The sequence below is a fragment of the Streptomyces sp. NPDC090798 genome, from assembly GCF_044768965.1.
In the GTDB taxonomy this organism is placed as follows: Bacteria; Actinomycetota; Actinomycetes; order Streptomycetales; family Streptomycetaceae; genus Streptomyces.
Map to the genome: position 1 here is coordinate 35348 of NZ_JBIVXA010000025.1, position 22107 is coordinate 57454.

At 70.2% G+C, this 22107-nt stretch carries 21 protein-coding genes and 1 pseudogene; 12 read left to right on the forward strand and 10 right to left on the reverse strand.

Translation table 11 applies throughout. The features are described from left to right. Positions 1-124: 124 nt before the first annotated feature. Positions 125-715: a TetR/AcrR family transcriptional regulator gene (locus ACIQTP_RS38190; RefSeq protein WP_403408628.1), complete on the reverse strand. Its 591-nt coding sequence runs from the start codon at positions 713-715 to the stop codon at positions 125-127. A 562-nt stretch (positions 716-1277) separates the two neighbouring features. Between ACIQTP_RS38190 and ACIQTP_RS38195 the strand changes: the two genes are divergently transcribed. Further along, positions 1278-2240: an alpha/beta fold hydrolase gene (locus ACIQTP_RS38195; RefSeq protein ID WP_403408630.1), complete on the forward strand. Its 963-nt coding sequence runs from the start codon at positions 1278-1280 to the stop codon at positions 2238-2240. 67 nt (positions 2241-2307) lie between these two features. Here ACIQTP_RS38195 and ACIQTP_RS38200 read toward each other — a convergent pair whose 3' ends face one another. Beyond that, on the reverse strand, positions 2308-2742 hold the full coding sequence (locus tag ACIQTP_RS38200; protein ID WP_403408632.1) for an ankyrin repeat domain-containing protein: 435 nt from the start codon (positions 2740-2742) through the stop codon (positions 2308-2310). Between the two features lie 33 nt (positions 2743-2775). Here ACIQTP_RS38200 and ACIQTP_RS38205 point away from each other — a divergent pair. Continuing rightward, positions 2776-3696, forward strand: a pseudogene (locus ACIQTP_RS38205) (aldo/keto reductase); the annotation flags it as partial. A gap of 138 nt (positions 3697-3834) precedes the next feature. On the opposite strand, the gene ACIQTP_RS38210 reads toward ACIQTP_RS38205, so the two are convergent. Together ACIQTP_RS38210 and ACIQTP_RS38215 are read right to left on the reverse strand one after the other, a co-directional pair. Beyond that, positions 3835-5370, reverse strand: coding sequence for an AMP-binding protein (locus ACIQTP_RS38210; protein WP_403408634.1), 1536 nt, complete (start codon positions 5368-5370; stop codon positions 3835-3837). Between the two features lie 478 nt (positions 5371-5848). Then, the gene (locus ACIQTP_RS38215) at positions 5849-6631 is read right to left on the reverse strand and encodes a hypothetical protein (protein ID WP_403408636.1); all 783 of its coding nucleotides are present in this window, start codon (positions 6629-6631) and stop codon (positions 5849-5851) included. A gap of 299 nt (positions 6632-6930) precedes the next feature. Between ACIQTP_RS38215 and ACIQTP_RS38220 the strand changes: the two genes are divergently transcribed. From ACIQTP_RS38220 to ACIQTP_RS38245, 6 genes are all read left to right on the forward strand, one after another. After that, positions 6931-7452, forward strand: coding sequence for an HAD domain-containing protein (locus ACIQTP_RS38220; protein ID WP_403408638.1), 522 nt, complete (start codon positions 6931-6933; stop codon positions 7450-7452). 269 nt (positions 7453-7721) lie between these two features. Further along, entirely contained in the window at positions 7722-8228 is a 507-nt protein-coding gene (locus ACIQTP_RS38225; protein ID WP_403408640.1) for a SigE family RNA polymerase sigma factor, read from the forward strand. A gap of 8 nt (positions 8229-8236) precedes the next feature. Continuing rightward, positions 8237-8737: a cellulase gene (locus tag ACIQTP_RS38230; RefSeq protein WP_403408642.1), complete on the forward strand. Its 501-nt coding sequence runs from the start codon at positions 8237-8239 to the stop codon at positions 8735-8737. Between the two features lie 223 nt (positions 8738-8960). Next, complete coding sequence (locus tag ACIQTP_RS38235) at positions 8961-10187, forward strand: glycosyltransferase (RefSeq protein ID WP_403408829.1); 1227 nt, start codon at positions 8961-8963, stop codon at positions 10185-10187. Further along, positions 10184-11584: a hypothetical protein gene (locus ACIQTP_RS38240; RefSeq protein ID WP_403408644.1), complete on the forward strand. Its 1401-nt coding sequence runs from the start codon at positions 10184-10186 to the stop codon at positions 11582-11584. The genes ACIQTP_RS38235 and ACIQTP_RS38240 overlap by 4 nt, the downstream gene beginning before the upstream one ends. Positions 11585-11615: 31 nt before the next feature. Continuing rightward, positions 11616-11780: a hypothetical protein gene (locus ACIQTP_RS38245; RefSeq protein WP_403408646.1), complete on the forward strand. Its 165-nt coding sequence runs from the start codon at positions 11616-11618 to the stop codon at positions 11778-11780. On the opposite strand, the gene ACIQTP_RS38250 is transcribed toward ACIQTP_RS38245, so the two are convergent. After that, on the reverse strand, positions 11746-12228 hold the full coding sequence (locus ACIQTP_RS38250) for a carboxymuconolactone decarboxylase family protein (protein WP_403408648.1): 483 nt from the start codon (positions 12226-12228) through the stop codon (positions 11746-11748). The two genes, ACIQTP_RS38245 and ACIQTP_RS38250, sit on opposite strands and share 35 nt — an antisense overlap. A 77-nt stretch (positions 12229-12305) precedes the next feature. Between ACIQTP_RS38250 and ACIQTP_RS38255 the strand changes: the two genes are divergently transcribed. Together ACIQTP_RS38255 and ACIQTP_RS38260 are read left to right on the forward strand one after the other, a co-directional pair. Beyond that, a complete protein-coding gene (locus tag ACIQTP_RS38255) occupies positions 12306-13583 on the forward strand; it encodes a bifunctional pirin family protein/GNAT family N-acetyltransferase (RefSeq protein WP_403408650.1) in 1278 nt (425 codons plus the stop codon). Positions 13584-13877: 294 nt separating this feature from the next. After that, the gene (locus ACIQTP_RS38260; protein ID WP_403408652.1) at positions 13878-14534 is read left to right on the forward strand and encodes a maleylpyruvate isomerase N-terminal domain-containing protein; all 657 of its coding nucleotides are present in this window, start codon (positions 13878-13880) and stop codon (positions 14532-14534) included. A 161-nt stretch (positions 14535-14695) separates the two neighbouring features. On the opposite strand, the gene ACIQTP_RS38265 is transcribed toward ACIQTP_RS38260, so the two are convergent. Beyond that, positions 14696-15832, reverse strand: a complete 1137-nt coding sequence (locus tag ACIQTP_RS38265; protein ID WP_403408654.1) for an FAD-dependent oxidoreductase — start codon at positions 15830-15832, stop codon at positions 14696-14698. A gap of 140 nt (positions 15833-15972) precedes the next feature. On the opposite strand from ACIQTP_RS38265, the gene ACIQTP_RS38270 reads away from it, so the two are divergent. Then, complete coding sequence (locus ACIQTP_RS38270; RefSeq protein ID WP_403408656.1) at positions 15973-16668, forward strand: TetR/AcrR family transcriptional regulator; 696 nt, start codon at positions 15973-15975, stop codon at positions 16666-16668. A gap of 128 nt (positions 16669-16796) precedes the next feature. On the opposite strand, the gene ACIQTP_RS38275 is transcribed toward ACIQTP_RS38270, so the two are convergent. Further along, complete coding sequence (locus ACIQTP_RS38275) at positions 16797-18404, reverse strand: FAD-dependent oxidoreductase (protein WP_403408658.1); 1608 nt, start codon at positions 18402-18404, stop codon at positions 16797-16799. A gap of 50 nt (positions 18405-18454) precedes the next feature. Between ACIQTP_RS38275 and ACIQTP_RS38280 the strand changes: the two genes are divergently transcribed. Continuing rightward, positions 18455-19177 (forward strand): TetR/AcrR family transcriptional regulator, encoded by a 723-nt coding sequence (locus ACIQTP_RS38280; protein WP_403408660.1) that lies wholly within the window; start codon positions 18455-18457, stop codon positions 19175-19177. Positions 19178-19228: 51 nt separating this feature from the next. Here the strand turns inward: ACIQTP_RS38280 and ACIQTP_RS38285 are convergent, their stop codons facing one another. From ACIQTP_RS38285 to ACIQTP_RS38295, 3 genes are read right to left on the reverse strand one after another with little or no spacing between them, the layout of a single operon-like run. Then, a complete protein-coding gene (locus ACIQTP_RS38285) occupies positions 19229-20434 on the reverse strand; it encodes an NAD(P)/FAD-dependent oxidoreductase (protein WP_403408662.1) in 1206 nt (401 codons plus the stop codon). Next, a complete protein-coding gene (locus ACIQTP_RS38290; protein ID WP_403408664.1) occupies positions 20431-20658 on the reverse strand; it encodes a ferredoxin in 228 nt (75 codons plus the stop codon). Before ACIQTP_RS38290 ends, ACIQTP_RS38285 begins: the two co-directional genes overlap by 4 nt. Positions 20659-20693: 35 nt before the next feature. After that, entirely contained in the window at positions 20694-21932 is a 1239-nt protein-coding gene (locus ACIQTP_RS38295; protein ID WP_403408666.1) for a cytochrome P450, read from the reverse strand. Positions 21933-22107 lie beyond the last annotated feature (175 nt).

Sequence of the window (22107 nt, forward strand, 5' to 3'; positions counted from 1 at the left end):
CCTTGCCGGGGAAGCAGCGTCGCGCGGTGCGGCGCAGCGAGCGGAAACAGGGCGGTCGCCGATAGCCGCACGGCTGCGAGGTCGGTGTGATGAAGGTGGTTCTTCATAGACGTCCTGCCGATCGTCACTGCGGCTGGCGCAGTCCGGCGATGAGCAGGCCGACCAGTCGGCGTGCGTCGTAGCGCGGATCACTGTCCGCACCGACGCAGAGGTTGCCCACTCCTCGCATCAGCTCAAGGCCCTCAAGGCCGGAGCGGATCTCGCCGCGCTCGGCCGCGGCGTCGAGCAGTTCGTCGCACACCGGCACGAGCCGGTCGAGGAAGTAGGTGTGCAGCGTGTCGAAACCGGCGTTGTCGGGCTGCAGCACGGCAGCGAGTCCGTGCTTGGTGACCAGGAAGTCGACGAAGAGGTCGATCCACTGCCCCAGCGCGGCATAAGGAGTGGCGCAGCTCGCCAGTAGAGCCGGACCGGCCTCGGCGCAGGCGTCGACCTGGTGACGGTAGACCGCGATGATGAGGTCCGCCCGTGTCGGGAAGTGCCGGTAGATCGTGCCCATCCCGACGCCGGCCTTGGCCGCGATATCGCGTACCGGAGCCTCTACACCCGAGGTGACGAAGACGGTGGCGGCCGCATCCAGCAAGGTCTGTCGATTACGCCGGGCATCCTTGCGCTTGGATCCCGCCGCACTTTCCGTGCCCTGACCGCTGTCGTTCACCGCGGCGACCCTTCCATGAGACTTGCGAAGCGGAACATTGCTCCGTATCATCTGCGGAGCGAAGTTCCGTTTCGTGCATTGTTGCAGACCCGGGACCGGCGCCCAAGCCGTCTGCCGCCAACACGCTCCGCCCGGACGAAAGACGCGCACTCGTCAACACCTGACGTCGACATGGCTGCGCGTGCGAAACGGTCCTCGATCCCGGCCCGGCCCGGCCCGCGGCGCCGGCCGCCGGGCCCGCCGAACCGAAGAGCGACGCCTGCGTATCGAGTCGACGTGCACTGGACCCGTTCGCCGATCCCTACACCTACAGGGCACCCAGGCACGCCTCCACCGATTCGGAAGGCGTCACCCTGCCCCGCCCGAGCTACACGCATCCGGGCTGTCCGCGCATCCCCTCCGAGCATCGGCTGGATCGGCAGTCACCCTATGCGGCCCGACTGGTGGGGACCAGGTAATCCCATCCGAGTCGCTCCGCCGGCTCCCCGCGGCACGAGCGACACAAGCGAGGCGGGCCGCCGGTAGGCCAAGCCCGAAGATCACGGCACGTACGCTTACGCACATGGTTGAGCATCGAATGGTTGACGTGAACGGCGTTCGGCTGCACATCGCCGAACAAGGCGGCGGCCCTCTGGTAGTCCTCCTGCACGGCTTCCCCGAGTCATGGCACTCCTGGCACCACCAGTTCGGCCCTCTGGCCGAAGCGGGCTTCCGAGTGGTCGCCCCCGACCAGCGTGGATACGGACGCAGCGACCATCCCGACGACGTCGACGCGTACACCATCCTCCACTTGGTCGGCGACGTCGTCGGACTGATCCAGGCCCTGGGCGAGGAGAAGGCGTACGTCGTCGGGCACGACTGGGGCGCGCCGGTCGCCTGGCACACCGCGCTGCTGCGCCCGGACATGGTGCTCGGGGTGGCCGGCCTGAGCGTGCCGCCCCCGTTCCGGGGGACGGAGCCTCCGCTGGCCGCCATGGAGAAGAGGTTCGAAGGCCGCTTCTACTGGAACTACTTCAACCGCCCCGGTGTCGCCGACGCCGAGTTCGCCAAGGACACCCGCACCGCGTTGCGGAAGTTCTTCTATTCGGCCTCCGGCGACGCTCCGGGCGCCCAGAAGGGCATGCAGCCGCTGGTCGACCCCGAGCGGGGCTGGCTCGCCGCCATGCCGGACCCCGAGGTGCTGCCGGATTGGTTCACCGAGGACGATCTAGACGCGCTCACCGAGAGTTTTTCCAAGGGCTTCACCGGGGCACTCAACTGGTATCGCAACCTCGACCGCAACTGGGAACTGACCGCTCCCTGGCACGGCGCCGTCGTCACCCGGCCCGCCCTGTACATGTACGGCGACCGCGACTTGGTCCCGGCGTTCCCCGGCACTCCCGAACTCATCGAGCGCCTCCCCGACCTCATGCCCAACCTCTGGCGCAAACCCATCAAACTGACCGGCTGCGGACACTGGACGCAGCAGGAACGCCCGGACGAGGTGAACGCGGCGCTCATCGAATTCCTCAGGGCCTCTGCCTGAGTCCGCCCTGCCGAATCGTCGATCCCGCCAGGTGTGCTGACGGGATCCGTGATGGCGAGCGGTGGTGCTATGCGGTTCCTCCGCGCGGCGTCGCGCCCGCGATGGTGAGGAGATCTGCAGTTTCGGGATGAGGGCCGTGGAGTGCCCAGCCCAGGGGGGACCAGCCGGTGCCGTGATCTTCTCGGAGATTCGGATCGGCGCCGTGCGCCAACAGTTCGCGCACCGTCTCGGTGTGCCCCCAACACGCTGCCGCGCACAGGGGTGTGCCGTCCGCGCCGAGTCCCCTGCTCTCGGTGTCAGGACACGCCCCGGCCGCCAGGAGCAGGCGGGCGATCTCGACTTCCCCGTTCACGGATGCCTCATAGAGAGGGGTGGTGCCCTCGCTGTCGGCTCGTTCTGGGTCGGCCCCGGCCCTCAGAACCGCCTTCACGCGGGCGGTGTCACCCACCGGAATCGCTGCGAAGAGATGATGGGAGAGCTTCTTCTGCCGCCGCTGGTTCATGACGGCCGAGATTAGCGACCCTTCGGTGGTGGACCACTTGGGGGACTCTTCGCGCCGCTGGACGACGACACCGCCGCGGGAGCCCTTGAGGCAGCCTGGGACAGCGGGATCCGTTACTTCGACACCTCTCCGCACTACGGCATCGGCCACTCCGAGCGCCGCACCGGTGGTCTGTTGCGCGGCAAGCCGCGTGAGGAGGTGACGCTGTCGACGAAGGTCGGCCGGCTGCTGGTCCCGCAGGACCCGGCGGGCCGGATGGACGAAAACTTCATGGTGCCCGCAACACACCGTCGAGTGTGCGACTTCACGCGGGACGGTGTTCTGCGCAGCGTGGAGGACTCGCTCGAGCGGATGGGCGTCGACCGTATCGACGTGCTGTTCCTGCACGACGCGGAGAAGCATGTCGAGGATGCGTTGCGCGAGGGCTGTCCGGCCCTCGCCGAACTGCGTGCCCAGGGGGTGGTGGGCGCGATCGGCGCGGGGATGTACCACCCCGGCAAACTGACCCGGCTGGTCGAGGAGTCGGACGTCGATGTCGTCATGCTCTCCGGCCGCTACACGCTTCTGGACCAGAGCGCCCTCGACGAACTGCTGCCCGCCTGCACGGACCGGGGGGTCTCGGTACTCGCGGCGTCGGTCTTCAACTCCGGGCTGCTCGCCACGGCCCGACCTGCCGAGGGTGCCACCTTCGACTACGCGCCCGCCGCGCCGCGGATGCCTGAGCGCGCGCAGCGCATCGCCGATGTCTGCGAAACACACGGTGTGACGCTGCCGAAGCTGGCGATGGCCTTTCCGCTCCGCCACCCAGCCGTCTCGGGCATCGTGGTCGGCATGCGTACCGACGACGAAGTACGCCGCAACGTGGTGGCGTTCGGCGCGGCGATCCCGGCTCAGGTCTGGGACGATCTGCGAAGCGAAGGCCTCCTGGACGAGCGGGCACCAGTGCACGTCTGACGATCACCCGAACCAGGACGCGCCGGCCAACCCTCAGACCCTGTACGGCGTGTCTTCCTGGCCCAGCGGTTCCCGGCCGAACGAGGTGAGTTGACGCAGGGCCTCACCACCACCATCGGCACCCACCCGGCAGACAGCTCAGCCAACGCCCCGCTCGCGGCCCTCCCAATACGGCTCCCGCAACTTGTACTTCTGGAGCTTGCCGGTCGTCGTACGCGCCAACTCCTCCCGGAACTCCACCGAAGTCGGCGCCTTGAAACCGGCAAGACGCTCTTTGCAGAAGAGGATCAGCTCGTCCTGCGTCACCCGCACGCCGGGAACAAGAACCACCAGGGCCTTCACGGTCTCGCCCCACTTCTCGTCAGGCACCCCGATCACCGCGACCTCGGCAACCGCCGGATGGCTGAAGAGCACGTCCTCCACCTCGATCGACGACACGTTCTCCCCGCCAGTGATGATCACGTCCTTCTTACGGTCACTGATCGTCAGATGGCCGTACTCGCCGATCGATCCCCCGTCCCCCGTGTGGAACCACCCCCCGGACAACGCCCGCGCACTCTCCTCCGGCTGCTCCCAATACCCCTCCAGAACCACATTCGAGCGCGCGAGAATCTCACCCTCGGCGTCCGTCCTGAGCGTCACGCCCAGCGCGGGAGCACCGGCCCGCACCAGCTTCTCCGCCCGCTCCGCAGCGCCGAGGCCGTCCCACTCGGCGCGGGCACGATTGACGGTCAGCAGCGGCGAGGTCTCGGTCAGGCCGTAGATCTGAATGAACTCCCACCCCAGCTCCGACTCCACGCGCGCGACCGTCCGGGTCGGCGGCGGAGCGCCCGCGACGATGATCCGCACCCGGTCACGGCCGGGGATCTCCCCCTCCCAGGACTCGGCGGCGGCCAGCACCGCCCCCACGACCGCAGGCGCCGCGCACATCACCGTCACACCGTGCTCGGCCACCCGGCGCAGGATCTCGGCCCCGTCCACCTTGCGCAGCACGATCTGTCGCACGCCCAGGGCCGACATCGCGAACGGCATGCCCCAGCCGTTGGCATGGAACATCGGCAACGTGTGCAGATACACGTCCCGGTCCGTCACCCCGGCGTGCAACGCGAAGGTGACCGCGTTCACCCAGATGTTGCGATGGGTGATCTGCACCCCCTTGGGCCGGGCCGTCGTGCCACTGGTGTAGTTGATGGTCGCGGTGGCGTTCTCGTCCGGCTCCCAGGCCCGCGGGGCTGTGCCGAAGCGGTACAGCTCGGCGTCGGCAGCGGCCCCGAGCGTGAAACGGTGCCGGCAGTCGACACCGGCCAGACGCTCCGTCAACTCCGGATCGACAAGAAGCACATCGGCCCCCGAGTGACCCACGATGTAGCTCACCTCGTCCGCCGTCAGGCGGAAGTTGACCGGAACCAGCACCCGACCGTGACCGCTGACACCGAAGAACGACGTCAGCAGCCGCGCGCTGTTCGGCGAGACCACCGCCACCCGAGCGCCCAGCGGCACACCCAGCGCATCCAGCCCGGCAGCCTGAGCCCGCGCCAACTCCCCCACCCGCGCGTACGTCAGCCCCTCCCAGACCTCAGCCGGTTGGTCCGGCTCGTCCACCACACCGACCCGGTCGGCATACACGGTGACGGCACGTTCCAGAAAATCACGGACCCCGAACGGGACGATCATCACAGCCTCCGAAGCTTGAACGACACAGAGCCTCTATCCCGCCACGCCCTCGCCTATCCCGACAAGCCATCCGACACCCTGCAACGAACTCAGCACCACTCGACCTCGCGCGACTCGGCCGCCACCGGCGGTTCAACCTCGCCGACGGCGGGCCCGGTCAGGGGCCGCACTGCGTCCTGGGCTGGACTGCATCAGGGTTCGCCATCGGCCCTTCTACGACACCGCCTTCGATCCGGCCGTGGCGGACCCTGAACGAACCGTCCTGCAGGGCACCGGCAGCCGCTGCTGCCCAGCGACGCCACCGCCGTCGACGGAACGGACGGGGACAGCTTCGTCGTCTCCGCCGAACCCTCGTGGCGCGAGGCGGACCGCAAGTTCGAGGACCCGTCCCTGTTGGACTTCGCCCAGCCCTGGCCCCCGGACTTCCCCGTGGAGTACGGCAGCGTCGGCTGAGGTTGCTCGTGGCTGTGGGCGGCCCTCACGGCGACGGATCCGGGACCAGTTGGTGGGTGCCGGCCGGGCGCCGGATCCGCCGCCCGGCGTAGATCCCGATGTGGTTGCCTACGCGCTGGTTGTCCTGCACAACCGCGCCCGCCACGAACCCGATCCCGTCGGTCGACAGGCGCGGGTGCCCGGTGACGGTGCTGTCGACGATCGTTGCGCTCGACCGGTCGTTGAGGACGGTGACGTCCGAACCCTGGTAGTCCGAGATCTCGGTGTCGTGGATCGGCACCGATCCCGTTCGGGTGGGGAGATCCCCTACGAATGCGGCGACCGCACTGTGGGGGCAGGGCGCCGCGGTTGTGCCGGTGATGTGGGTGACGCGGGCGTGTCCGAGGTCGAGCCGGGCACCCCTCAGCACTCGGACACCGGAGCCGAGTGCGCCGTCGCTGCACGCCCCAGAGCCCGGCCCGCTGACGACGAGCTGCGCCGGCGCGGCGGACGCAGCGCTGTGGATCTCGACGATCGAGGTACCGCCGTCCTCGCCGGCGACCAGCGTCCGCGGAGCCAGGATCGTCGTCTTCCGGGCCTCCGAGCCGGTGATCGACACATACTTGTCGATCACCGCCTGCTCCTCGTGGACGCCGGGCCGGACAGGGATCCGGTCCCCGGGCTCGGCGGCTTCGGCCGCGGCCTGGATCGTGGGGTAGTGCTTGGGGGCCACCAGGTCGTGCGACGGGTTCGCTTCGGCCGACATCAGCACCATTGGCCAGACGGTCGCGATGACGGCACCCAGGCCCATGCGTGCGGCCGTTCTCATACGTGGGACTGCCATTCCGTTTCCGCTCTCGTGCGGTGATCCATGAGGCCGCGGCATGACCGTGGGCCGCGTGCCGGCTGCGCACGCAACGTATCCACGGTTTGGAGTGCGGGAACTCAGGGACACCTGATGGCGAGTCCGCTTCCCTCTGACGGACGACCGGCAGGCCTCGATTGGATCGGACCGGCACGCTCGCCCCGCACCGGCTTTGTTCACTTCCAGCAGCAGCAGCAGTTGTCTGCCGGTTCGGGGAAAGGTTCCGGCCCGGTCCCGTCGTGATCTGCCGCTATCGTGCCGGCGTGACTGGCTCTCCGCAGCGTCCGCTGCTGTTTCTCGATGTCGACGGACCGCTCATCCCGTTCGGCGCGGCGCCCGAGCAATATCCGGCCCATGCCACATGCCTTGGACCGCTCGATGGCGATGCGAATCCGCTCCTGGCGCGCCTCGACCCCGAGCACGGGCCTCGGCTGGCGGCGCTCCCGTGCGAGGTGGTCTGGGCCACGACATGGATGGCTGACGCGAACGAGTGCATCGCCCCGCTCATTGGTCTGCCGCAGCTGGCTGTGGTGGTCTGGCCAGAACCGTCCGACATCGATGATCAGGACGAGTGGAACGGACTGCACTGGAAGACCCGCACCCTTGTCGATTGGGCGGCGGGGCGCCCATTCGTCTGGGTCGACGACGAGGTCACCGACACCGATCGGGCCTGGGTCGCCGCTCACCACCCAGCGAACGCCCTGCTGTACCGGGTCGATCCCCGCCATGGTCTGACTGACCGCGACTATGCGGTTCTCGACTCCCGGCTGGGACAGTTGTTCTGACTCCCAGGTGGAGCAAGTGAGGTAACCGTCGCGGTGTGAGCCACGTACGCGTCCCGCTCCACCCCCGTTGGCGCCGTACACGAGCCGAACCAGGGGCAACCGCGCAGCATCCGTGCCCTGTTGGCCGGACTACCGGGAAGCCGGGGCACCCCCGCGCCACGGCATCCTCGCCGGACGTGACCCGCATCACGTGCCGGAAGTGCATAGCGAGGTGCTCACCAACGTCTTTCTCCAGGTGTACGAAGCTGGCAAGTGCGGGGACGGTGCGGATGGAACAGGCTCAGGCCGAGAGTTTCGACGGGTTCGTTGCGGCCCGTTGGTCGGCGTTGTTCCACCTGGCCCGTCTGCTCTGCGGAGGTGACCGGCACCGCGCCGAGGACCTGCTCCAGGAGGCCCTGGTCAAGCTCTGGTTCGTCTGGCCGAAGGTCGCGGACGAGGCGCCCGAGGCGTACGTACGCAAGGTCCTGGCACGCGCAGCCGCCCGTTCCGCCCGTCGGCGGTGGTGGGGCGAGCGGCCCGTGGAGCAGTTGCCAGACCTGGCGCAGACCGGGGACGAGTCCGCCGCCGTGGTGGAGCGGTCGCGGCTGGAAGCTGCCCTCGCCGAGCTGCCGGCCCGGCAGCGGGCCGCCGTGGTGCTGCGCTACTACCAGGACCTGCCCGAGAAACAGGTCGCGGAGATTCTGGGATGCCCACTGGGCACCGCCCGGTCCCACGCGTCACGCGGTGTGGCGCGACTGCGTCAGATCCTGGGCGATGTCATCGAGCCGGTGGGGTGAAGGGAAGCATGGATCACTTCGAGCGGGAGTTGGCGCGGATGATGCGCGACGCCCAGGAGTACACCCCTTTCGAGCCCGCGCAGCAGGACCGGCTCAGGACGGGAGTGCTCGTCCGCCGCCGGGTCCGCGCGGCGCAGAAGGCCGTGGGCTGCGTAGTGGTGGCCGCCGGGCTCGGCGTAGGCCTGTTCCTGCTGCCGCACGCGCCGGACCACGACCAGCCCCAGGCCCCCGCGCCGCGGCCCGCGACCGGCTCCTCCTCCCCGACCAGCATGCCGTCCCCGACCCAACCCTCCAGCGCAAGCTCCACCGAGTCGGCCCCCACGACGCCGATCACGACAGGGAGTTCGACAGAGAGTTCGATCTCGGTCGGCTCCGGTCCCTCCGAGACCGCGACCGCCGGTCCACCGGCCACCATATCGGCCACGCCGAGCGGCAGCATCACGCCGTCGTCCCCGCCGACGACGACACTCGAGCCCTCGTCGTTCGTCAGCGCGACCGGCACCGGGTAGCCGCCGCTCGCTCGCCGCCGAGCCGCACCGCCGCCCTGACCGCTCCCCCACTGAACTTCCGCACCGTTCCTTGTTCCTAGGCGCTATTCCGCCCTGGCCCTACTCCCTCATCGCAGCTCCGCCGTGAGCACCTTCGGCATGCCCTGCGACAGCACAGAAACCCGGATGAACCATGACCAAGACCGTACGGTCCGCCCCGCTGAACCTCGCGACGGGACTGCCCATGGACCGACTTCCGCTCCGCCTGCCGCTGCCGGCGGACCACCCGGACCCCGTACTGGACGTGGTCGTCCCCGTGTTCAACGAGGAGACGGATCTGGAGCCGAGCGTGCGGCGGCTGCACGCGCACCTGCGCGAGACGTTCCCGTACCCGTTCCGCATCACCGTCGCCGACAACGCCAGCACCGACGACACCCCGCGGATCGCGGCCCGGCTGGCCGCCGAACTGCCGGAGGCCGAGTGGATACGGCTGGCCGAGAAGGGGCGCGGCCGAGCCCTGCGCGTCGCCTGGTCGCGCTCGCCCGCCCCGGTGCTGGCCTACCTGGACGTGGACCTGTCCACCGAACTGAACGCGCTGCTCCCGCTGGTCGCCCCGCTGATCTCCGGCCACTCCGACATAGCCATCGGCACCCGCCTGGCCCGCGGCTCCCGGGTGATACGCGGGCCCAAAAGGGAGATCATCTCCCGTTGTTACAACGTCCTGCTGCGTTCCACCCTCGCCGTCGGCTTCTCCGACGCGCAGTGCGGCTTCAAAGCGGTCCGGCGCGATGTCGCCGAGCGGCTGCTGCCCCTGGTGAAGGATTCGGAGTGGTTCTTCGACACCGAACTGCTGGTGATCGCCGAGCGGGCCGGGCTACGCATCCACGAAGTGCCCGTCGACTGGGTGGACGCCCCCGACAGCCGGGTCGATCTGGTCTCGACGGCCGTGGCCGACCTGCGCGGCATCGTCAGGATCAGCAGGGCGCTCGCCCGTGGCACGCTCCCGACGGCGGCCCTGCGGCGCGCCGCCGGAGGTGATCCGCCGGGGCCACTGGCCGCCCAGTTGCTGCGCTTCGGAGCCGTCGGCGTGGTGAGCACGGTCGGTTACGTCCTCCTCTACTCGGCCCTGCGCCCGGTGGCGGGGCCGCAGGGCGCCAACGCGTGGGCGCTGCTGGTCTGCGCCGTCGCGAACACGGCCGCGAACCGGCGGCTCACCTTCGGGCTGCGCGGGCGGGGCGGCGCGCTGCGCCAGCAGGCCAAGGGTCTGGTGGTCTTCGGCCTCGGCCTGGCGCTCACCAGCGGCTCGCTCGCCGCGCTGCACCGCTGGGCGCCGGGGCCCGCGCGGCCCACGGAGGTCGCGGTGCTGGTCATCGCCAACCTGGTCGCGACACTGCTGCGCTTCCTGCTCCTGCGGGCCTGGGTGTTCACCGCCACCCCCCGCGGCAACGGAACAGGAGCCGAGCCCCGATGAACGACCCGAGTCTCGCGAACGCTCCGTCGTACGAGGGCAACGGGCCCCACGCCGAAGGCCGTTCGCCCGCCACGGAACCGCCGTACGACACCGGCCTGCCCCCCGCCCCGTCTCCCTCCTTCCTCTCCCTCACCTCCGCCGCCCGCCAACGGTGGGTGCGACTGTGCCGGGCGGCCGAGCACCACGGCCCGGTTCTCGCGCTGTACGGTGCGCTGAAGCTCATCGGCTTCTGCGTCTTCATGTACCTGCTGGACTCCTCCGGGGACTTCCGCAAGAAGCACCCCCGCTTCGGCGGCGGCGCCCACGCCTGGGATGTCCTGGCCACCTGGGACGGCTGGTGGTATCAGCAGATCGCAGCGCACGGCTACCACCCCGCGCTCGTGCCGGTACCCGGTGCGGGCGGCGGCCTGATCACCATCGAGGGCAACTCGGCGGCGTTCTTCCCGCTGTACCCGGCCCTGATGCGGCTGGTCTCCTCCTGCACCGGCCTGGGTCTGTTCGGCGCCGGCCTGCTGGTCTCGGTCGCCGCCTCGTTCGTCGCCGCCCTGGCGATCCACGCCGTCACCGCACGGATCGGCGGTCGGCGGGCCGGGCTGGCCGCAGCCGGCCTCTGGGCCGTGTGGCCCGGATCCGGCATGGAGTGGTCGGGCTACTCGGAGTCCCTCTACGTCGCCCTCGCAGCCTGGGCCTGTTACGCCGTCATGCGCCACCACTGGATCACCGCCGGCATCCTGACCTGCGCCACGGGTCTCACTCGTCCGACGGCCACCGCGCTGATCGCGGCACTGACGGTCGCGGCGCTGCTGGCCATCCACCGGCAACGGCAGGAGGTCCGCCGCTGGGGAGACGCCCCCGGCCCGGACGGGAAGAAGCGTCGGGCCACGGTTCTGCGCCCGCTGGTCGCCGTGGCGATCGCCCCCCTCGGGCTGTTCGGCTACCTCGGCTGGGTGGGATACCGGATGGGCGACTACGGCGGGTACTTCAAGCTCCAGGAAGGCGCCTGGGCCCACACGTTCGACTACGGCAAACACACCCTCGACGTGTTCGCGTCCCTCCCGGTGGGCCACTTCGACTACCTCTTCGCGTATCCCTACGAAGACCTCATCGGCGTCGGCACGGTCCTGCTGGCCCTGATCGTGCTGCCGCTGCTGCTCCGGCTCCGCCCGCCGGCGGTCCTCGTCGTCCACACCCTCCTGACGATCGCGCTCGTCCTGGGAAGCCAGCAGATCTTCGGCAACATCTCCCGCTACCTGCTCCCGGCCTTCCCCCTGTTCATCCCGTGCGCCGTCGCCATGCGCCGGCTCAGCACGCCGGTACTGTGCACCGTCCTCGGAATCGCCGCGCTCGCCTCCGGCTCATACGCGGGGTACGCCCTGTTCGAACTCGGCGTTCCCTAACCCCCATCGGTGTTCGTGGATGGAGCGCTTCATGGACTTCATGGCCGCCAAGCACGGCATGGCCGACGCACACCATGTGGTGCTGACCGACGAAGGCGAGCGGTTGCAGACCCGCGCCAACCTCGCCGAGGCGATCGACCACCTCCGCTCCCCCGGCTCGATCAGCGCTCCGATCGCACCGGGTGCTTGCTCATGATCGAGACCCGGTTGAACGCGTTGATGGTGATCGCCACCCAGATCACCGCGGAGATCTGGTCGTCGGTGAGGGCGTCACGGGCGGCCACCCAGGCGGTCTCCTGCGCGGCGGCGTCGGTCGGCTCGGTCGTCGCCTCCGCCAGCGCGAGGGCCGCGCGTTCCGCGGGAGTGAACAGCTCGGTGTCCCGCCAGGCGGCCAGCACTCCGAGCCGCTGCGCCGTCTCGCCCGCACGCAGGGCGGCCCGGGTATGCACGTTCAGGCAGTAGGCGCAGCCGTTGATCTGCGACACGCGGAGGTTGATCAGCTCGACCACGGTCCGGTCGAGCCCCGCGTCGGCGGCGGTCGCGCGCACCGCTTCCGACGTCTGGACCAGCGCGTGGTAGGCCTTCGGGCTCTGCTTGTCGATGAAGATCCGCTGCGCCGCGGTTCCTGTCGCGTAGCTGCTCAACCCCGGACTCCGTCCTACTATGCTCCGCGTATCATTGTTGAATCTGAAACTATCATGGTGACGGAAGGCGGTCCCCGGTGAGCGATGTCGACGTTCTCGCCCCACGTGACGTACCCCTGGGCGGCCCGCGCGCGATGACCGTGCGGCGCACACTGCCGCAGCGCGCGCGGACCCTGATCGGAGCCTGGTGCTTCGCCGACCACTACGGTCCCGACGACATCGCCGAGACGGGCGGCATGGAGGTCGCCCCGCATCCGCACACCGGACTGCAGACGGTGAGCTGGCTGTTCAGCGGGGAGATCGAGCACCGCGACAGCCTCGGCAGCCACGCGTACGTACGGCCCGGCGAGCTGAACCTCATGACAGGCGGGCACGGCATCAGCCACTCGGAGGTGTCCACCCCGCGCACCACGGTCCTGCACGGCGTTCAGCTGTGGGTGGCGCTGCCCGAGGCACACCGGCACGCCGAGCGGGACTTCCAGCACTACGTACCCGAGCCCCTGCGGGTCGACGGGGCCGAGATCAGGGTCTTCCTGGGCTCCCTCGCCGGTCGGGAGTCCCCGGTGCGCACCTTCACACCGCTGCTGGGCGCCGAGATCGTCCTCGAGCCGCGCGCGACGGTCACGTTCGCCGTGGAGCCCGGCTTCGAGCACGGGCTGCTCGTCGACCAGGGAGACGTCCGCATGGCCGGCACCTTGCTGCGTCCGGCGGAGCTGGGCTACGCCGAGGCCGGAACCGCCGCTCTGACGTTGGTGAACGAGTCGGACGACCCGGCTCGTACCGTACTGCTCGGCGGAACCCCGTTCGAGGAGGAGATCGTCATGTGGTGGAACTTCATCGGCCGCAGCCATGAGGACATCGTCCGCGCCCGGGAGGACTGGGCGAACGCCTCCGATCGCTTCGGCGCCGTCGACGGGTACCCGGGCGACCGTCTTCCCGCTCCCGTTCTTCCGCATGCCACCATCGCGCCGCGCGGCAACCCGCCGCGTCGCCGACTCGCACCCGAAAGGCACCTCATGACCGAGTCTCCCGCCGCTCCGACCGTCGAGCGGAACGACGCCAGGCATCGCTACGAAATCCTGGTCGACGGCAAGCGCGCCGGCCTCACCGCCTACCGCGACCGCGGTGAACAGCGCGTCTTCTTCCACACGGAAGTCGACGAGGCCTTCGCCGGGCAGGGCCTGGCCGCGCGGTTGGTCGAGTACGCGCTCACCGACGTGCGCGACCTCGGTATGCGGATCGTGCCCGTGTGCCCCTACGTCGCGAAGTTCCTGAAGAAGCACGACGAGTTCGCCGACATCACCGACCCCGTGACCCCCGAGATCCTGGCGTGGCTGGACGCGGAACGGGGCTGACCCCACGCCTGCTTGCGGTGCCCCGGGCGGGAAACTCCACGAGCACCGGTTCGACGAGCCGCCGCTCCCCGGCGGAGCCGGCGCCGCGCAGGCGCCGGTGCGAGGCCGGGGGCGGAAGCCGGCCTTCGTCGAAGCACGGCTGGACGCCCTGGCCCGAACGGTTCCTCTTGCCGGATCGCGCTGTGACCTGTGAGGTGTGTGGACAACGAGTGCGGCGGGTGCCGACAGCGGAGCCGCTCACGGGTAGCCCGAATGTGCCTGTCCGACATTCCGGCACCGCACTACGTTGCCGGTGTGGATCTCTTCTCACTCTCGTGGACAGCGTTGCGCACGGCGGTCGCCGAGCTCCCGGACGAGGATTTCACCCGGCCGTCCGGCTGTACCGGCTGGCTCGTACGGGACCTGGTGTGCCACCTGATCATCGACGCGCAGGACGTCCTGATCACCCTCGTGACCCCCGCCGGGACGGAACCCACGCGCGACGCGGTGACGTACTGGGACGTCGCCGAAGCGCCGCCGACCGGTGACGACCCGCTCGACGCTCTGACCGTCCGCCTGGCCGCCGCGTACGAGGAGCCGCGGCTGCTCAAGTTCCACTTGGACGACGTCGGCTCCGCCGCCGGTCGCGCCGCCGAACTCGCCGACCCGGGCCTCCGGGTCAGCACCCGCGACGAGGTCCTCACCGCGGGCGACTACCTCTCCGCGTACGTCCTGGAGTGGACGCTGCACCACCTCGACCTGGTCGCGTGTCTCCCGGACTTGGCGGGACCGCCCGCGGAGGGACTTGCCCGGTCACGCGAGCTGCTGGAGAAGATCGCCCAGACCGCGTTCCCCGCGTCGTTGTCCGACAAGGAAGCGCTGCTGGTCGGCACCGGACGACGTGCGCCGACCGACGCGGAGGAGGCCGAACTGGGCGACCTGGCCGCGAAGCTCCCGCTCGTCATCGGATGACCGTCCGGCTGAACGGAACCTTCGGCGCGGGCAGAACCGAACCACAACGGGGCCGGCCGCCGCCTCTCGGCCGTGACTGTCCGCAGGCTCCGCCGGTCACGCGCCTCCTTGCTCCCGTGTGCCGGTAGGGGCTGCCGCGGGATCGCTGGAGTGGCCGAGGTTCAGTCGGCCAGCTGGTGGTCGGTGATGAGGTCGATGAGGCTGTATGGGGCGTTGTCGTCGAAGCACAGCTTGTGGTTTTGGGCAGCCTCGGTGGCGGCAGCGGCGCTCCGCGGGAAGAGGGCTTCCTCGTACGCGGTGAGCGCGGCCTCGATGTTGTCCGGGTGCGCGGCGATGGCCTTGCCGAGCTCGGCGCCGTCGTACATGGCGAGGTTGGCACCTTCGCCGGCGAACGGTGACATCAGGTGGGCGGCGTCGCCGAGCAGCGTCACGCCGGGAACGCGGTCCCACCGGTGCCCGGTCGGCAGGGCGTTGATGGTCCGCGGAACCGGAGCGGTCTCGCCGTCCGTGATCAGCGCGGTGAGTTCCGGGGCCCAGCCGTCGAACTCCTCGGCGACCCTGGCCGTAGCCGCGCCCGCGTCGGTGAAATCGAGGGCGGCGATCCACTCCTGCGGCTTGTTGAGTGCCACATAGGTGTGCAGGACGCCGCCGGGCTCCCGGTGGGCGAGGATCCCCTTCCCGGGTGCGAGTGCGAAGAGCGCCCCGCCGCCGACCGCCTGTGCGCCGGCCGGGTGGCGGGTGTCGCCGTCGAACAGGTACGTCTCGACGAAGGATATGCCGACGTACTCGGGTGTGGCGTCGGACAGCAGCGGACGGATCCGCGACCACGCGCCGTCGGCGCCGACCAGGAGACCGGTCTCCACGGTCGCCCCGTCCGCGAATGTCACTTCGTGCCGGCCGCACCCGAGAGGCCGGACCGCGGTGGCCCTGTGCCCCCACTTGATCGTGTCGGCCGGCAGCGAGTCGAGCAGAATCTGCCGTAGGGCGCCGCGGTGGACCTCCGGTCGCCCGCCGGTACCGTCGTCGGGTTCGTCGAGGAGCACGGTTCCGTCCTTGTCGAGCACCCGCGAGGCCTCACCGCCCTTGTGGATGAGGCCGAGGAACTCCTCGAAGAGGCCGGCCGCGGCAAGGGCGAGCTGCCCGTTGTACTCGTGGATGTCGAGCATGCCGCCCTGCGTACGGGCGGTCGGCGAGGTCTCGGCCTCGTAGATCGTCGCCGGGATGCCGTGGACGTGGAGGACGCGGGCGAGGGTCAGCCCTCCGAGCCCGGCACCGATGATCGTGACGTCAGTGGTCATGGTGGTTCCTTGCGTGTCGCACGTCTGCCGGGCAGGCACCCGGCAGTCAACCTCTGGAACGTTGTTCCAGCACAGCCTGGAACGGTGTTCCAGAGATGTCAAGCTGGAACAGTGTTCCAGGCGTGTGCCAGGATGTATGCATGGCAACCAGGTCCCGTCGTCCGGAGCGACGAGAGGAACCGCTCTCCCGGGAGCGCATCGTCAAGGCCGCGATCGGGCTTCTCGACACGGCGGGCGAGGGCGCACTCACCTTCCGCGCACTGGCCGAGCGCCTCGCCACCGGGCCCGGTGCGATCTACTGGCATGTCACGGGCAAGGACGAACTCCTCCATGCCGCCACCGACGCCGTCGTCGCCGCCACCATGACCGCCGACACCGCCGATACGACGCCACAGGAAGCGATCCGTGCCCTCGCGCTGGGCGTATTCGACGCCGTCGACGCCCACCCGTGGCTCGGCACCCAACTCGCCCGCGCGCCCGGACAGTCACCGATGCTGCGGGTCTTCGAACACCTCGGACGCCAGGTCCAAACGCTCGGAGTACCCCACACCACCCAGTTCACCGCCGCGTCCGCGCTGCTGAACTACATCCTCGGAGTCGGCGGACAGAACGCGGCCAACGCCCGCGGACATCAGCCGGACACGAACCGGACCGAGTTCCTCAACACCGTCTCGGCCGCATGGGCGAACCTCGATCCCGACGAGTACCCGTTCACCCGCAACATCGCAGACCAGCTACGCGATCACGACGACCGAACAGAGTTCCTCGCCGGCATCGACCTCATCCTCACCGGAATCACCACCCGCCAAAATCCGACCGACCCCGCGCCGTCGTAGCCGGCCCCACGCAGCCGCGAAACCCCGGCCCCTGGCTGACAGTTCGGGGCCGTGGAAGAGGTCGCACTCCGGCCGAAGGAGTTGTTGTTCTCATCGGCCTGGGCCCTGTCGTCGACACGGACCGGGTTTCAGCGCACCGGCTCGTGCTCGGGTGAGGGCGACGGCGCGCCGGTCCATCGGTGCAGGGCGGATTCGAGGCCGGCGACGTCGGTGGTGTCGGAGGCCCAGGCGACCACCCCGTCCGGGCGTACCAACACCCCGGCCGGCGTCGCGTGGCCGTCGCTCACGCTGCTCACTCGCCCTGCCCAGGGCGCAGCGAGGCGGGCGAACGCGCCGTCCGGAGTGCGGTCGAGCAGCAGGAACCCGCCGCCGTGACCGTGGTCGACCAGACGGGAGCCGTCCCTCAGCCACAGGTCGGGGACGAACCGGCCGACCAGCGGATGGTCGCCGGGCAGGTCGATGCGCTGGTCGACTCCGGAGATCTTCTTGACCGCGTAGGTCGTGCCCGCCCGAGTGCTCAGCAGATCGGCCATGATCCCCCGCAGCGCGGCCGACTTGGCATCCCCGCGCAGCACCCCGATCTGGGCCCGCGTCCAGTCCAGCACCCAGGCGCCAACGGGACGGCGCTCGGCGTCGTAGGTGTCGAGCAGCCCTTCGGGTGCCCACCCGGCGACCACGGCGCCGAGCTTCCACCCGAGGTTCATCGCGTCGCCGGCCCCGAGGTTGAGCCCCTGGCCGCCGAACGGCGGGTGCACGTGCGCGGCGTCGCCGGCCAGAAGTACCCGTCCCGACCGGTAGGCCGCGGCCTGGCGGGTGTTGTCGGTCCAGCGGGTCGGGGTGGCGCGCAGCGCGGTCAGCGTGACGTCGGTACCCGAGACCCGGCGCAGGCTGGTCTGCAGCTCCTCGAGGGTGACCGGCGCCATGGGGGTCCTCTCGCGCGAGCGAAGCCGAGCGTGGGGGACGTCGGCGGGAGGGCCGTCGAACTCCACGGTGGCCACCCGCCCGGGCTGCGGCCCGTAGCGGTACACCCCCTCGGGCGACCACGCCCATCCGTTCGCGAGCTTCTCCGGGTCGGCGATGTCGACGACCGCCTGGTACCCGGTGAGTTCGGGGTCGGTGCCGGGGAAGTCGATGCCCGCGAGGCGGCGCACGGCGCTGTGCCCGCCGTCGCACCCGACCAGCCACCCGGTGCGCACCGTGCCGGCGGTAGTGCCGACGAGCACGCCGTCGCCGGTGTCTTCCAGCGCGGTGACCTCCACCCCGCGACGTACCGGTACGCCGAGTCGCGCGACATGGTCGGCCAGCAGCGCCTCCAGCTCACGCTGCGGCACCATCCGCGCTCCGTCGGCCGCGGTGTGCGCGACGAGGTCGGGATCGGACCAGTCCACGAGGTCGGCGTCGAGGACCATTCCCGCGAAGTGCCCGGTGAACCGCGGGGCGGGCGCTCGCCGGCCCTCACCGGGCGTCCGGTCGCCGACCGTGCGGGCGAACGATCCCACCCGCTCGAGTATCTCTCGCTGCACCTTTTCGGCGGCAGGCAGCAGGCCGCGGCGGTCGAGCGCCTCGGCCGTCGGCATGTTGATCGACTGCGCCTTCATCGACTCGTCCGGCTCGGCTCGTCGCTCGAGTACCTGCACCGTCGCCCCGGAGAGCGCCAGCTCGGCGGCGAGCACGAGGCCCACCGGCCCGGCTCCGACCACGGTCACGTCCACATCCTGGTTCACGTTCGTGTTCACGAACAGTGTTCTATGCACGAACAGCGTTCGTGTCAAGTTATAGTGGTCGGGTGAACCCGAGAGAGCGACGCGCGGCGCGCCACCATCTGCCGAACCCCGAGGTCGAAGCCGCCCCCAGGCCGCGGCGGCGCAAGGCCCCGATCACCGTGGAACAGGTCATCGACACCGCGCTGGGCGTCATCGCCACAGAGGGCTACGAGGCACTGACCATGCGCCGGCTGGCCGGCGCGCTCGACACCGGACCCGCCTCGCTCTACGCCCACGTGGTCAACAAGGCCGACCTCGACGAACTGCTCATCGCGCGGCTGTGCGCCGAGCTCGTACTACCCGAGCCCGACCCCTCAGCCTGGCGGGAGCAGATCCGCGGCGTGTGCGCCCAGATGCGCGACCAGTACCTGAAATACCCCGGAATCTCCCGCGCCGCGCTCGCCATGGCCCCCACCGACCTCGAGACCCTGCGTGTCAGTGAAGGCATGCTGGCCATCCTGCTCGCCGGCGGCGTCGCCCCGCAGTCCGCCGCCTGGGCCATCGACGCCCTCTTGCTGTACGTGGCGGGCTACTGCCTGGAGATCTCCATCGTGAAGCAGCGCAAGGTCCACAACGAGGCGGACTGGGTCGTCGACACCGACGAGCTCCAGCGCCGACTGAGCGCACTGCCGGCCGAGACCTTCCCTCACACCACCCGCTACGCGGCCGAGCTCACCGCCGGCGAGGGCCACGACCGGTTCGACTTCACCCTCGCCCTGATGATCGACGGCCTCGCACGCGGCTAGGCCTGTCCGGCGGATCAGGTCGTTCTCCCGCATTGCTTCCTGTGGCTGGGGTTAGTTCACGGTTGCGGGGAGGAGCGCGGGTGTGGTCGTGAAGGCTGTCCACGACGCGCGTTCGACGACCAGGCGGCGCAGCGTACGTACTTGGCGGGGGGTGTTCCAGCCGAGTACGCCGACCACCCTCCCGTGGTGCCCGTAGGCGGCGGCGAAGTAGCCGTCGACCGGGTCACCGTGGACGATCCGCACGTCCGAGCCGGGTGGAAAGATGCCGTACGCCTGGATCCTGGTGTCGTACTGGTCCGTCCAGAAGTAGGGCACGGGAGAGAACGGTTTGGCGTCGCCGAGCAGGTTGCCGGCCGCGGCCATGGCCTGTTCGGTGGCGTTCATCCGGTGTTCCAGTCGCATGCGGATGCCGAAGTGCGGGTTGCGCCAGGAGGCGACGTCGCCGGCGGCGTAGATGCCGGGTGCGGCCTGGCACAGCGCGTCGCACTCCACCCCGTCCCGCAGTCGCAGGCCCGAGCCGGTCAGCCAACGGGTCGCGGGCGTGGAGCCGAGGGCCAGGACGACGACGTCGGCCGGCAGCGTGGTGCCGTCGCCGAGTTCCACCCCGGTCACCCGGCCGCCCGCGCCGCACAGCCGGCGCACCGGTATCCCGCAGCGCAGGCGCGTGTGGTGGTCGCGGTGCAGGTCGGCGATGAGCGCTCCGACGCGGTCGCCGAACGGGCGCCGCACCGGGACGGGCTCCGGCTCGACCAGGGTCACCTCCAAGCCCATGGTCCGGGCCGCCGCGGCGACTTCGGTGCCGAGGAATCCGGCGCCGACCACGACCACCCGGGCCCCGGTGAGCAGCGCGGCGCGCAGGGCGAGAGCGTCGTCGAGCGTGCGCAGGACGTGGACCCCGGCCAGATCGCTGTCGGGAAGGTGCCGGGGGGCCACACCGGTAGCGATGATCAGACCGTCGAAGCCGATGCTCTCGCCGTTGCCGAGGCGCACTTGGCCGCCCTCCACGTCGAGGGCGGTGGCGCGCTGTCCGAGCCGCAGGTCGGCCTCCAGTCTCGCCAGGTCCTGCAGGGAGCGCAGGGTGGTCCGTTCGGGCTTCCAGGCGCCGGTGAGGATCTGCTTGGACAGTGGAGGCCGGTCGTACGGCGGATGTGGCTCCTCGCCGATCAGGGTGAGGTCGCCGTCCCAGCCTCGGCGGCGGAGGGTCTCGGCCGCGGTCAGACCTGCGGCCGAGGCTCCGACGATGACGATCCGCTTCACTTCCTGTCCTCCTGTTCTTTCACGTCCTCCTGTTCTTCCACCCAGATCGCCTGGGCCGGGCAGAGGACGACGGCCTGCCGGACGTCGTCCACCAGGTGCTCGGGCGGGGTCTTCTTGAGCAGGACGACGATGCCGTCCTCCTCGCGCTGGTCGAACACCTCCGGCGTGGCCAACACGCACTGGCCGGAAGCGACGCACTTGTTCTGGTCGACGATCACCTTCATCGGATCCTCCATTCCCGCGCGGCACTTGGCCGCGGTCACCAGGTGATGGGCAGTTCGTAGACGCCGTAGACGAGCCCGTCGTACTTGAACGGGATCTGGTCGAGGTCCGCCGCCGGCCGCAGGGTCGGGATGCGGCGGTACAGGGTGCCGTAGACGACCTGCAGTTCCACCCGGGCCAGCGGCTGGCCCAGGCACTGGTGCACACCGAAGCCGAAGGCCACGTGATGGCGCGCGTCGCGGGCGATGGCCAGCCGGTCGGGGTCGGGGAAGGCGGCGGGATCGCGATTGCCGATGTCGTTGGCCACGATGACACCTTCGCCGGCGCGGATCGTCACCCCGCTGAACTCGATGTCCTCCAGGGCCACACGGCGCCGTCCGCTGTGCACGATGCTCAGGTGGCGCAGGAGTTCCTCGACCGTCGAGGCGACCACCTTCGGGTCGTCGCTCTCGCGCAGCCGGGCCAGCTGGTCCGGGTGCTGCAGCAGGGCCAGGGTGCCCAGCGCGATCATGTTCGCGGTGGTCTCGTGCCCGGCGACCAGCAGCAGCAACCCCATGTCGGCCGCTTCACGTCGGGAGAGTTCCCCGGCCCTGACCCGCGCGGCCAGCGTGGAGAGCAGGTCGTCCGCCGGGTGGACGAGCTTGTCGCCGATCAGCCGTTCCAGGTAGTCGACCAGCCGCTTGGTGACCGCCCGCCCCTGCTCCGGCGTGGCGGTGCGCTTGACCAGCACCTTGCTGTTGGCCTGGAAGAAGTCGTGGTCGGCATACGGGACGCCGAGCAGCTCGCAGATCACCAGCGACGGCACCGGCAGCGCGAACGCCTGGACCAGGTCCACCGGCTTGGGGCCGGCCAGCAGCTCGTCGATCAGATCGTCCACGATCTTCTGGATGGCCGGCCGCAGCGCCTCCACGTGCTTGATGGAGAAGGCCGCGGTGGCCATCCGGCGCAGCCGGGCGTGCTCCGGATCGTCCATCGCGACGAAGCTCCGCGACTGCCTCCGGCGCTCCTTCTGGCCCGCGCCCACGTGCGGGTAGTGCGGGTGAGTGCTGTCCGCGCTGATCCGCGGATCGGTCAGCAGCGCCCGCTGGTCCTCGTAGCGGGTGACCAGCCATGGGGTGCTGCCGTCCCACAGCCGGACCCGGCTGATCGGGGCTTCGGTCTGCAGGGTGCGCAGGGCCGGCGGCGGGTCGAACGGGCAGCCGGCCGCCCGGGTCATGGGGTACTCCGGTGCCTCCGCCGACGGCGCGTCAGTGCCGGGTGTCGAGATGGTGTTCATGGGATCTCCGCCCTTTCCGGCCTTTCCGGAACTCCGATATGGGGCAGGCGCCAGGACCGGGGCCCGGCGCGCGCGGGGCGCGACGGGCAACGGAGCAGGTCCCGCCTGCAGGAGAGGACACCTGAGAGCGCCGCCCGGAGGTTCTGGGGGCTGACCCGCCACTGGGAACCCCGGG